General features: G+C 66.7%; 10 protein-coding genes. 7 read left to right on the top strand and 3 right to left on the bottom strand.

The features are described 5' to 3' along the window. Positions 1-7 precede the first annotated feature (7 nt). From JOF56_RS54745 to JOF56_RS54755, 3 genes are read right to left on the bottom strand one after another with little or no spacing between them, the layout of a single operon-like run. Positions 8-784 carry an SDR family oxidoreductase gene (locus tag JOF56_RS54745; RefSeq protein WP_209647407.1) on the bottom strand — a complete coding sequence of 259 codons (777 nt, stop codon included), beginning with the start codon at positions 782-784 and terminating at the stop codon, positions 8-10. Beyond that, positions 784-1,941 carry a hypothetical protein gene (locus JOF56_RS54750; RefSeq protein ID WP_209647409.1) on the bottom strand — a complete coding sequence of 386 codons (1,158 nt, stop codon included), beginning with the start codon at positions 1,939-1,941 and terminating at the stop codon, positions 784-786. The genes JOF56_RS54745 and JOF56_RS54750 overlap by 1 nt, the downstream gene beginning before the upstream one ends. 31 nt (positions 1,942-1,972) lie before the next feature. After that, complete coding sequence (locus tag JOF56_RS54755; RefSeq protein ID WP_209647411.1) at positions 1,973-2,437, bottom strand: nuclear transport factor 2 family protein; 465 nt, start codon at positions 2,435-2,437, stop codon at positions 1,973-1,975. A 58-nt stretch (positions 2,438-2,495) separates the two neighbouring features. Here JOF56_RS54755 and cysD point away from each other — a divergent pair, with 58 nt between their 5' ends. The 7 genes from cysD to JOF56_RS54790 all read left to right on the top strand — a co-directional run bounded on the left by cysD (position 2,496) and on the right by JOF56_RS54790 (position 12,395). Continuing rightward, positions 2,496-3,407 carry a sulfate adenylyltransferase subunit CysD gene (gene cysD, locus JOF56_RS54760; protein WP_209647412.1) on the top strand — a complete coding sequence of 304 codons (912 nt, stop codon included), beginning with the start codon at positions 2,496-2,498 and terminating at the stop codon, positions 3,405-3,407. Then, positions 3,407-5,242 carry an adenylyl-sulfate kinase gene (cysC, locus tag JOF56_RS54765; protein ID WP_209647414.1) on the top strand — a complete coding sequence of 612 codons (1,836 nt, stop codon included), beginning with the start codon at positions 3,407-3,409 and terminating at the stop codon, positions 5,240-5,242. The genes cysD and cysC overlap by 1 nt, the downstream gene beginning before the upstream one ends. Before the next feature lie 336 nt (positions 5,243-5,578). Further along, on the top strand, positions 5,579-6,997 hold the full coding sequence (locus tag JOF56_RS54770; RefSeq protein ID WP_372448346.1) for a family 2B encapsulin nanocompartment shell protein: 1,419 nt from the start codon (positions 5,579-5,581) through the stop codon (positions 6,995-6,997). A 302-nt stretch (positions 6,998-7,299) separates the two neighbouring features. After that, positions 7,300-8,655 (top strand): family 2B encapsulin nanocompartment shell protein, encoded by a 1,356-nt coding sequence (locus tag JOF56_RS54775; RefSeq protein ID WP_209649062.1) that lies wholly within the window; start codon positions 7,300-7,302, stop codon positions 8,653-8,655. Positions 8,656-8,657: 2 nt separating this feature from the next. Beyond that, positions 8,658-9,698 carry a family 2 encapsulin nanocompartment cargo protein polyprenyl transferase gene (locus JOF56_RS54780; RefSeq protein ID WP_209647416.1) on the top strand — a complete coding sequence of 347 codons (1,041 nt, stop codon included), beginning with the start codon at positions 8,658-8,660 and terminating at the stop codon, positions 9,696-9,698. Positions 9,699-9,723: 25 nt separating this feature from the next. Next, positions 9,724-10,650 (top strand): 4-hydroxy-3-methylbut-2-enyl diphosphate reductase, encoded by a 927-nt coding sequence (ispH, locus tag JOF56_RS54785; protein ID WP_209647418.1) that lies wholly within the window; start codon positions 9,724-9,726, stop codon positions 10,648-10,650. Next, entirely contained in the window at positions 10,647-12,395 is a 1,749-nt protein-coding gene (locus tag JOF56_RS54790; RefSeq protein WP_209647420.1) for a 1-deoxy-D-xylulose-5-phosphate synthase, read from the top strand. The genes ispH and JOF56_RS54790 overlap by 4 nt, the downstream gene beginning before the upstream one ends. Position 12,396: the final 1 nt, after the last annotated feature.

A 12,396-nucleotide genomic window follows, 5' to 3' on the forward strand; every position in this document is an offset into this window, starting at 1 on the left:
GCTCCGATCAGTGGTGGTACTCGCCGCCGTTGACGTCCAGGCACTGCCCGGTGATCGCCCTGGCCAGGTCGGAGACCAGGAACACGATGGCGTCGGCGACCTCGTCGGGCTCAGGCAGTTTGCGCAGATCGATGTCGGCCGCGACCTCGTCGTACACCTGCTGCGGGGTGACGCCGCGCTCCTTGGCGAGGTAGCTGAAGTAGAACTTCACGTTGTCGGCCCAGATGTAGCCCGGCGCGACCGTGTTCACGCGCACGCCCTGCGGGCCCAGTTCGGTCGCCAGGCTCTGCGCCATCGCCAGCAACGCGGACTTGGTCATCTTGTACGCGCCGAATGTCGGCTTGGAATGCCGGATCACCATGGAACTGACCATCACCACGGATCCACGGCTGGCGGTCAGCGCGGGCCGGAACAAGTTGGTCAGCCGCAACGCACCGAGCACATTGGTCTCGAACCCTTGCCGCACACCGTCGAACGGGATCGCGTCGAGATCGCCCATCGGTGGCATCGCGAAAGCGTTGTTCACCAAGGCATCCACCCGGCCGAACGACTCGACCGCCGTCTGAACAAGGCGAGCCGCGTCCTCGTCTGAGGAAATGTCTGCCGGCACAGTCACCGCGCGACGGCCGAGATCCGTGACCTCCTTGGCGACCTCGGTCAGCCGTGACTCGGTCCGGGCCGCCAGCACGATGTCCGCGCCCTGCGCGGCGCACTGCACCGCGATCGACCGGCCCAGCCCGGGGCCGATGCCGGAGACGACGACAACCTTGTCCTGCAGCAACATCAGCCCACCATTCTGGTTGCGACCGCGGCCTGGCGCGCGGCGATTCGTTGCGCGTACTGCTCCGGGGTGATCTCGGCGTGGAACGGCAGGCGTTGGGGCAGTTCGGCCACTGGTACGACCTCGACCTCGGGGCCGTCCTCAGGCTTGAGGTCACGCGACAGCCGCTGCCACCGGATCTGCAGGTAGCCGCGGGTGTGCCCGGTGGTCTCGATCCAGTTGGCCAGGCCGGGATTCCGCTCGGTGACCACGAAGCGGATCTTGCCGTCCGGATCGATCTGGGCCTGGTCGGCGGTCAGGCTGGTCTGGTGGTTGATGTAGTCCAGCGAGATGTACCACATACTGCCCAGCTGAAAGCCCTGGTAGGGCGCCTCGGACGCGGGCACCGTGATGATCATCGCCTGGTCGTCGGCCAGGTCGTAGTGCCCGACCGAGGAGAACTGGGTCGTCAGGCCGCCGGGCGTGGACCGCGGCTCGGTCATCGTGTTGACCGGGAGCTTGAGGTAGAACCAGTTGGGGAACGCCAGGAACGTCCTCAGCCGGCCGATCAGCATCTTGCCCGCGACCCCGTACCGCTTGGCCAGCGCGTCTTTGCCCGCCACGGGTGGCGCGCTCCCGGTCGTGTCCACGCGGCGGATACGGATCATGCCGCGCTCTTCGCTCGTCCAGTCGCTGTAGACCTCGCGCACGATGAGCATGGCCGAGCCCTCGCCAAGGTGGAAGTAGTTCGGGCCGGCCTTGCCCGGCCCGAACCGGATCTCGAAGGTGCCGTCGGCGGCGATGTCGATCTCCCGGTCGTCGAACGCGGCCAGACTGTCGGGCACATCCACCGGCGAGTAGTCACCGTTGAGCACCTGGAAGCTCAGGTCTGCCGTGCTGCCGCGCCGGCCGGACACCACGTACTCGGCGTCCTCCCGGATGTACGCGTGGAAGTACAGCGTGTCCGGGTTGTCCAGGCCCATCTTGGTGTAGGGCCCGGTGGACTGGGTGAAGTACGGGAAGTCGCGGCTGTACGCCCACGCCATCTGCAGCGAGGCCCGGATACTGCCGGCGAGGTACTCGTACCCCTCGCTGAGGTCCAGTTCGGTCCGCACGTGCGGCGCGTCCGTGATGATCTTCTCGGCTTCGGCGATCGCGGCGGCGAATGACTCGGTGAGCACAGCTCAGGCTAGAACGTGTTCTAACTGTCGGTCAAACCCCGGCGAGAAACTTCAGGCTGGGAGTGTCGTCCATCGACTCCATCGTCTCGTAGAGCCGCTTGTAGGCGATGTGTTTGATCCGCCAGCCATCGTCGGGAACACGCACGTACTCCTCCTCGTAGTACGCCGCGCCCTTGATGATCAGCCGCTGCTCCTTGACGATCACGGTGTCCTCGAACGCCCAGATCCCGGTGGCAGTGTCACCGTCTACGTCGATCTCCGGCTGGCCGGCGAAGTGGAACGTGATGATCCCGTCGCCGTCCAGGTTCTGCCGCATGAACTCCAGAATCGCGGCACGGCCGGTGAGCACCAGCGGCTCACCCATCGTGTGGGTGCCGTAGTCGGCCACCGCGTCCTCGGTCAGCGTCGACTCCAGCTGTTCCCAGCGCTTCTGGTCCACGCCGCGCAGATAGCGGTACTTCAGGCGGCGGATCTCCTCGATCGCGAGCATGTCCATGTCCCCAAGCTTGCTCCGACCGTTGACCGCGTGCAATAACCTGTTCTAGTTTTTGCGGGTGGCCGTGACCTATGAGCTGTCCAACCTCCGCACCCTCGAGGCGGAGTCGGTGCACGTGTTGCGTGAGGTCGCCGCGACGTTCGAACGGCCTGTCCTGCTGTTCTCCGGCGGCAAGGACTCGGTGGTCATGCTCCACCTGGCCGCGAAGGCGTTCTGGCCGGCACCGCCGCCGTTCCCGGTGATGCACATCGACACCGGCCACAACTTCGACGAGGTCATCGAGTTCCGCGACCAGGCCGTGGCCACGACCGGGGTCAGGCTGGTCGTCAGCAGCGTGCAGGACGACATCGACGCCGGCCGTGTGACCGACGAAACCGGGCCACGCGCCAGCCGTAACCGCCTGCAGACCACGGCCTTGCTGCGCGCGATCAACGAGAACAAGTTCGACGCGGTGTTCGGCGGCGCGCGCCGCGACGAGGAGAAGGCCCGCGCCAAGGAGCGTGTGTTCAGCTTCCGCGACGAGTTCGGCCAGTGGGACCCGCGCAACCAGCGCCCTGAGCTGTGGCAGCTCTACAACGGGCGGCACCACCGCGGTGAGCACATCCGGGTGTTCCCACTGTCCAACTGGACCGAACTGGACATCTGGCAGTACATCCTCGAGGAACGCATCGAGCTGCCGCCGATCTACTACGCGCACCGCCGGATGGTGTTCCACCGCGACGGCATGCTGTTGGCGCACACCAGGTTTGTGACGTTGCTACCCGGCGAGGAACCGTTCGAGGCGCTCGTACGCTTCCGCACAGTGGGCGACGCGACCTGCACCGGATGCGTCGAATCCACTGCCACCACACCGGAAGCGGTGGTGGCCGAGGTCGCCGCGACGCGGGTGACCGAGCGCGGCGCGACCCGGGCGGACGACCGGATATCCGAGGCCGGCATGGAGGACCGCAAGAAGGAAGGCTACTTCTGATGCCGCAACTCCTCCGCCTGGCCACGGCGGGCAGCGTCGACGACGGCAAGTCCACGCTGATCGGCCGGCTGCTGTTCGACTCCAAGACGATCTTCGAGGACCAGCTCGCGTCGGTCGAGCGCACCAGCCGGGACCGCGGTGAGGACTACCCGAACCTGGCTCTGCTGACCGACGGCCTGCGCGCCGAGCGCGAGCAGGGCATCACCATCGATGTCGCGTACCGCTACTTCGCCACGCCCAAACGCAAGTTCATCATCGCCGACACACCCGGGCACATCCAGTACACCCGCAACATGGTCACCGGGGCGTCCACAGCGGACGTCGCGTTGATCCTGGTCGACGCCCGCAAGGGCCTGCTGGAGCAGTCGCGTAGGCACGCGTTCATCGCGAGCCTGCTCGGCATCGGCCACCTTGTGCTGTGTGTCAACAAGATGGACCTGGTCGACTGGTCACGGGAGCGGTTCGACGAGATCCGCGAGGAGTTCCGCCGGTTCTCCATGAAGCTGGACGTGCGCGACCTGACATTCGTGCCCGTCTCGGCGTTGCACGGCGACAACATCGTGCACCGCAGCACCTCGATGCCCTGGTACGAGGGCACTTCGCTGCTGCACCACCTGGAAGAAGTGCACATCAGCTCGGACCGCAACCTGATCGACGCCCGGCTGCCGGTCCAGTACGTCATCCGGGACCACGACTTCCGTGGCTACGCCGGGACAATGGCCGGTGGCGTGCTCAAACCGGGCGACGAGGTGCTCGCGCTGCCCTCCGGGTTCACCACCCGGATCCAGGCGATCTGGGGCCCCGGCGGCAAACCCGTCGCCGAGGCGTTCCCGCCGCAGGCGGTCACCGTGCAACTGGCCGACGAGCTGGACATCGGCCGGGGCGACCTGATCTGCCGTCCCGGCAACCGGCCGTACGTCGGACAGGACATCGACGCGATGGTCTGCTGGCTGACCGAGCGCAGCGAGCTGACGCCGGACACGCGGTACACGATCGTCAACACCACGCGCAGCACCAAGGCCAGGATCGAAACACTCGACTACCGGCTGAACATCAACACCCTGCACCGTGACGAGGACGCACAGTCGTTGTCGCTCAACGAGATCGGCCGCGTGAAGCTGCGCACCCAGCAACCGTTGCTGTTCGACGCCTATCGGCGCAACCGGGACTGCGGCAGTTTCATCCTGGTCGACGAGGCGACCAACAACACCGTCGCCGCCGGGATGATCACCGGGCCGAGCACGTCGTCGGTCGTCTGGCATGCCACCGCGGTCCGCCGCGACGAGCGCACGACGACGGGCGCGACGATCTGGCTGACAGGTCTTTCGGCGTCCGGCAAATCGACTGTCGCGGTCGAAGTCGAACGCAGGCTTGTGGCGGCGGGCCGTCCGGCTTACCTTCTGGACGGCGACAACTTGCGCCATGGCTTGAACTCGGACCTCGGTTTCAGCACGGCCGACCGGGCCGAGAACGTCCGGCGGGTCGGCGAGGTCGCGAAGCTCTTCGCCGATGCGGGAGTGATCGCGGTGGTCTCGCTGATCAGTCCCTACCAGCACGACCGTGACCGGGTACGGGCCGCGCACGAGCAGGCCGGCGTGCCGTTCGCCGAGGTGTTCGTGGACACCCCGATCGAGATCTGCGAGGCACGCGACCCCAAGGGGATGTACGCGAAGGCACGGGCAGGCGAGATCACCGGGTTCACCGGCGTGGACGACCCGTACGAGCGCCCGGAGGCACCAGAGCTGGTACTGCGACCGGAGCAGGGCGATCCCGCAAGGATGGCGGATCACGTCATCGCCTTGCTGGACCAGACCATACTGCCCCGGATGGCCTAATAGCGGGCCAAGGCAGGTCCGCGGGGTACACACTTTCGCAGCAACGGCTTGCTTCGGCCGGGTGAACACTTTTCACCGGCATCTACTGTGGGTTCATTTCTCCGGCCTTTCGGCCACTCGGAGATGAATCGTCCCATGATTGTTTTCCACCAGCTGGGCAACGCTTTTGGGTGACTGCGCCTGCCCGAAACGCGGTGCTAGCCTCCTCGAAGGCAACGTCCGAACCGGATCATCCCAGGAACACCGGACAGGTGTTCTCCATTACTCCTAACCATTTGCCAATCCCTCATGCCTTTTCCACTGTCGAATGAACCCGATTAAGAATGGCGGCGAGTTGTGACCGACACGGTGGAGTCGAATGTTGGTACGGAAAACGGGCAGCAACAGCAAAGCCTGGCGACCGCGGCCGCGCGGAATTTGGCGACGACCACCAAATCCGTACCGCAGATGCAGGGCATCACCTCCCGGTGGCTGTTGCGCGTCCTGCCGTGGGTGCAGGCCCAGGGCGGCGTCTACCGGGTCAACCGCAGGCTGAGCTACACCGTGGGCGACGGCCGGATCGCGGTCTCCAATGTCGGTTCCCGGGTCCATGTGGTCGCTCCCGACCTGGTCGAACTGCCCGCCCTGCGGGGTTTCGAGGATGAGGAGGCGCTCCACGAGCTGGCCGGCCGGTTCGTCCAGCAGGAATACCAGCCCGGTGACGTCATCGCCGAATTCGGCCACGAGGCCGACCATGTCTTCGTGCTCGCGCACGGCAAGGTGAACAAGATCGGCACCGGCGAATACGGCGACCAGACCGTGCTGGGCACGATGATCGACGGCGACTATTTCGGCGACCAGTCGCTGATTCAGCAGCAAAGCATCTGGGAGTTCACCGCGAAGGCGCTGACCTCGGCGACAATTCTCGCACTGCCGCGTCAGGCATTCCAGCAATTGATCGAGCAGTCCGAGTCACTTCGTGATCACGTGGAGGCCTATCGGAACAGCCCGAGAAAAGCGCAGAACGTCCACGGTGAGGCCGAGATCCTGCTGGCGTCCGGGCACGACGGTGAGCCGGAACTGCCCAGCACGTTCGTGGACTACGAACTCTCGCCCCGCGAATACGAGCTGAGCGTCGCGCAAACGGTCCTGCGAGTGCACACCAGGGTCGCGGATCTCTACAACCAGCCGATGAACCAGACCGAGCAACAGCTGCGGCTGACCATCGAGGCGTTGCGCGAACGCCAGGAACACGAGCTGATCAACAGCGGCGACTTCGGCCTGCTGGCCAACGCGGACCTCAAGCAGCGCATCCCGACCCGGACCGGCCCGCCGACCCCGGACGACATGGACGAGCTGCTGGCCACGGTGTGGAAGGACCCGAGCCACATCCTGGCGCACCCCCGCGCGATCGGCGCCTTCGGCCAGGAGTGCAACAAGCGCGGCATCTACCCCGCTCCCGTCGACATCAACGGCCACCAGTTCCCGTCCTGGCGGGGCGTCCCGATCCTGCCGTGCAACAAGATCCCGGTCACCGGCACCCGCACCACCCAGATCATCGCGATGCGGGTGGGTGAGCAGAACCAGGGTGTGATCGGGCTGCACCAGACCGGCCTGCCCGACGAGTACCAGCCGGGCCTGTCGGTGCGGTTCATGAACATCAACGAGAAGGCGATCATCTCCTACCTGGTCAGCGCCTACTACTCGGCGGCCATCCTGGTCCCCGACGCGCTGGGCGTACTGGAGGACGTCGAACTCGGCCGCACCGGGGACTGACCCCTCGGCCACCGGACCTTGGCCGATGCCATGGCAACCCCTGACCTGGCCGTCGGCGCTCCCAACGGGTCAGGCCCACCGTGGTGCCCCCACCGGTCAAGGTGGTCGAGAGGGCGCTGGCCGATGTGTGGCCCTCCCATGTGCCCGCCATGCCGGGGCAGGGCCGTCGAGTGACTCGGCATCGGCCAGCGTCACCTAAACCTCTTCTCTCCCAGCAGGTCCCCACGAGTCACAAGCGCAACAGATCAACCTAGGAACAGGCGGTTCGCAGGGTGACACAGGTCGAGAATCCACAGTCGCAGATGAGCCTGGGGACAGCGGCGGCGCGCAATCTCGCGACGACGACCAAGTCCGTCCCGCAGATGCAGGGCATCACGCCACGCTGGTTGCTGCGTGTCCTGCCGTGGGTCCAGGCCGAGGGCGGTGTCTACCGGGTCAACCGCCGGCTGACGTACGCCATCGGCGACGGCCGGGTCAGTTTCACCAGCATCGGTTCGCAGATCCGGGTGGTCCCGCCGGAGCTGCGCGAACTGGCGCTGCTGCGGGACTTCGAGGACGACGAGGTGCTAGGCGCGCTTGCCGGCCGGTTCGTCCAGGAGGAGTTCGAACCGGGTGACGTGATCGTCCAGGGCGGTATGCCCGCCGACCGGCTCTACCTGATCGCGCACGGCAAGGTGGACAAGACCGGCGAGGGCGAGTACGGCACCACGACCCAGCTGGAAACCATGGCCGACGGCGAGTATTTCGGCGAGATGGCGGTGGCCGGCGGCCGCCGTGAGTGGAGCTTCACGATCAAGGCCAAGACCCGCTGCACGATGATGTCGTTGCCGCGCCAGGCCTTCGAGTCCGTCACCGCCCAGTCCGACGCACTGCGCACGCACGTCGAGAACTTCCTCACCCGGCCGAGCAAAGCGAGCAACCGGCAGGGCGAGGCCGAGATCGAGCTGTCGTCCGGGCACTCCGGCGAGTTCCCGCTGGCATCGACCTTCGTGGACTACGAGCTCTCCCCGCGGGAGTACGAACTCTCGGTCACACAGACGATCCTGCGCGTGCACACCAGGGTCTCGGACCTCTACAACCAGCCGATGAACCAGACCGAGCAACAGCTGCGGCTGACCGTCGAGGCGCTGCGGGAACGCCAGGAACACGACATGATCAACAACCCGCGGTACGGGTTGCTGCACAACGCGGACCTCAAACAGCGCATCCACACCCGCACCGGGCCACCGACGCCCGACGACATGGACGAGCTGCTCTGCCGGCGCCGCAAGACCCAGTTCTTCCTGGCGCACCCCAAGGCGATCGCGGCGTTCGGCCGGGAGTGCACCAGCCGCGGCATCTACCCCAACACGAAGGAACTCGACGGCAAGACCGTCCGGACCTGGCGCAACGTGCCCCTGCTGCCGTGCGACAAGATCCCGGTCACCGACACCGGCCGGACCTCGATCATCGCGATGCGCACCGGGCAGGACGCCCAGGGCGTGATCGGCCTGCACCACGCCGGGCTGCCCGACGAGTACGAACCCAGCCTGAACGTCCGGTTCATGGGTATCAACGACAACGCGGTCATGTCCTATTTGGTCAGTGCGTACTACTCGGTCGCCGTGCTGGTGCCGGATGCGTTGGGCATCCTCGAAAGCGTCGAGCTCGGACGCTAGCCATGACGACCCGTGAGATGACCACGGAGAGCCGCCAGCCCCGGGAAGTGCTGGCATGGAGCCGGACTCTGCTCGAACCGGCCACACGGGCCGCGATCGACTCCCTGCCCGCCACGATGCGGCGGGTCGCCGGGTATCACTACGGCTGGTGGGACGAGCACGGCCGCCCGTCGGACGCGGACAGCGGCAAAGCGCTACGGCCCACATTGGTCCTGCTCGCGGCAGAGGCAGTCGGTGGTGACGCCTCCGCCGCGATCCCAGCGGCGATAGCCGTCGAACTCGTGCACAACTTCTCGTTATTGCACGACGATGTGATGGACGGTGACGTCACTCGACGGCACCGGGCGACAGCGTGGACCGTTTTCGGGCGTAACGCCACGATCCTGACCGGGGATTCGTTGCTGACGCTCGCGTTCGACCTGCTCGCCGCAAGCGGGCACCCGGACGCGCAGGAGGGCATGCGGATCGTCAGCGCCGCCGTTCAGGCTCTTGTGGACGGTCAGGCGCTCGATGTCGAGTTCGAGGATCGCACGGACGTCGACCTGGCGGAGTGCGTGGCCATGGCGCGTCGCAAGACAGGCGCGTTGATCAGTGGCGCGTGTGCCATCGGGGCCCTGTTCGGCGGCGGGCGCTCGGCACAGGTCGACCACATGCGCGGGTTCGGTGCCGAACTGGGACTGGCGTTCCAGCTCGTCGACGATCTGCTGGGAATCTGGGGCGATCCGGCGGTCACCGGCAAACCGGTGTTCTCCGATCTGCACAACCGCAAGAAGTCCCTGCCGGTCGTGGTCGCCCTGGAATCGCAAACCCCTGCCGGGCAAGAGCTTCACGAGCTCTACCACGTCGAGCGGACGCTGTCGGGGCCAGAGGCCGCGCGGTGCGCCGAGCTGATCGACATGGCTGGTGGCCGCGCCTGGAGCCAGGCCCAGGCCGACGACCGGCTGGCACGCGCGATCCAGCGGCTGCGGTCGGCCGATCCGTGCACGGGTGCGGCCGCCGAACTGACCGGGCTGGCCCGAATGGTCATCTGCCGGGACCACTGAGCATCCAGATCGAGAGGCACTTTCCATGGACATCAAGGTGCTGCTCGCGTCGCCCCGGTCGTTCTGCGCCGGGGTGGAACGTGCCATCGAAGTCGTCGAGCAGGCGCTGGCGCACCGCAGACCACCGATCTACGTACGCAAACAGATCGTGCACAACACCCACGTGGTGGCAGACCTGCAGACGCGAGGTGCGGTGTTCGTGGACGAGCTGGACGCGGTTCCCGATGGGTCCACAGTGGTCTTCTCGGCCCATGGCGTCTCCCCTGCTGTCCGCGCCGAGGCCGAGCGGCGCGGACTGGACGTCATCGACGCCACCTGCCCGCTCGTGACCAAGGTGCACGCCGAGGCTCGCCGATTCGCCGCGCGAGGCGACACGGTAGTCCTGGTCGGACACGCCGGGCACGAAGAGGTCGACGGCACCATGGGCGAAGCACCCGACGTCACAGTGCTGGTCGAGACCGCAGAAGATGTTGCGAATCTGGAAGTCAAGGATCCGGCCAACGTCTCCTATCTGATGCAGACCACGCTGGCGGTTGACGAGGCCGCCGGAGTGGTGAGCGCGCTGCGGGAACGTTACCCCGATCTGAAAGGTCCCGGGTCGGACGACATCTGTTACGCCACGACCAACCGGCAGGAAGCGTTGAAGGCCATCGCCGAGGAGTCCGATCTGGTGCTGGTGGTCGGCTCGGCGAACTCGTCGAATTCGGTCCGGCTGATGGAACTGGCCCGGCGGCAGGGCACGGCCGCGTACCTGATCGACGATGTCTCCGGCATCCAGCCGGAATGGCTGGACGGCGTGCGGGTCGTCGGGGTGACCGCAGGTGCCTCGGCGCCGCCCGGACTGGTCGACGAAGTGATGGCCGCCTTAAATCCGTCCACAGTGGAGGAACGCGAGACCGCCCGCGAGACCATCCAGTTCACCGTGCCACCCACGGCCAGGCAGTCGTCATGACAGCGACATCGCACCCCCTGGTCGGCGATCCGGCCGAACTCGCCGATTACTCCCCCGCCCGGATCGCCCAGCTCGCCGGCGACATCCGGGACTTCCTGATCAGCAAGGTGTCGCGGACCGGCGGGCACCTCGGGCCCAACCTGGGCGCGGTGGAACTGACCATCGCGTTGCACCGCGTTTTCCGGTCACCCCACGACGTCCTGCTGTTCGACACCGGCCATCAGGCCTACGTGCACAAGATCCTGACCGGCCGGCAGGCGGAGTTCGACACACTTCGACAGTCCGGCGGGATGTCGGGCTATCCGTCGCGGTCGGAGTCCGAGCACGACGTCATCGAGAACTCCCACGCATCGACTGCTCTGTCTTATGCGGACGGCCTGGCGAAAGCGTTTGCGCTGCAGGAAAGCGACCGGCGTGTGGTGGCCGTGATCGGTGACGGCGCATTGACCGGTGGCATGTGCTGGGAAGCGTTGAACAACATCGGCGCGGCACCGCAGCGGCCGATGGTCATCGTGCTCAACGACAACGGCCGTTCCTACGCCCCGACTGTCGGCGGGATCGCCAGCCATCTGGCGATGCTGCGGTACGAGGGCGACAGGAACATCTTCGAGGAACTCGGGCTGGCATATCTCGGGCCGGTCGACGGGCACGACATGCTTGCCCTGGAAACCATGCTGCGCAAGGCCGTACGGCTGGAACGGCCGGTCGTCGTGCATTGCCTGACGCGCAAGGGAAAAGGCTACCAAGCAGCCGAGCAGGACGAAGCCGACCGGCTGCACGCGATCGGACCGGCCGACACGGTGCAGCCGGTCGGGACACCGACGTGGACCTCGGTGTTCGCCGAAGAGATCGCGGCGATCGGGGCCGAGCGGCCGGATGTCGTCTGTCTGACCGCCGCGATGACCGAGCCCGCCGGCCTGGCACAGTTCGCACAACGCTTTCCCGAGCGGACGTTCGATGTCGGCATAGCCGAACAGCACGCGGCGACCTCCGCCGCGGGAATGGCCATCGGCGGGCTGCATCCGGTGGTGGCGATCTACTCGACGTTCCTGAGCCGGGCGATGGACCAGATCCTGATGGACGTGGCCCTGCACCGGCTTCCGGTCACGTTCGTGCTCGACCGCGCCGGCGTGACGGGCCCGGACGGGCCAAGCCACCACGGCATGTGGGACGCCTCGCTGTTGCCGGTCGTGCCCGGTCTGCGGCTGGCCAGCCCGCGTGATCCGGCCAGGCTCCGGGAGTTGTTGCGGGAAGCAGTCGCCGTCAACGACGGGCCGACCGTTGTCCGTTACCCCAAAGCGAACACGAGCGAGGACATCCCGGCGGTGCGCCGGACCGGGCACTACGACATGCTGCGCGAGAACCCAGCCGCACAGGTGCTTCTGGTTTCGGTCGGCCCGCTCGCCGAGGCGTGCCTGCAGGCAGCGGACGAACTGGCCAAGCACGATGTCGCGGTGACCGTGGTCGATCCGCGGTGGATCGCGCCCCTGGATCCCAGCCTGTTGAAACTCGCGGGCAGATACCGGCTTGTGGTGGCCGTGGAAGACACCACAACGCCCGGAGCACTCGGCGGCCGGATCGCCCAGGCCCTCGCCGCCAGTGGTTCGGGCACATGCGCGGCGACCTTCGCACTGCCGCCACGCTTCCTGCCCCACGCGTCCCGCGCGCAGATCCTGCGCGCGCATGGCCTTGACGCGGCCGGCATCACCACCACCGTGCTCAAACGCCTGGAGGCCCTGTCGTGAC

Origin of the sequence: Kibdelosporangium banguiense, from assembly GCF_017876405.1 — a bacterium.
Taxonomy (GTDB): Bacteria; Actinomycetota; Actinomycetes; order Mycobacteriales; family Pseudonocardiaceae; genus Kibdelosporangium; species Kibdelosporangium banguiense.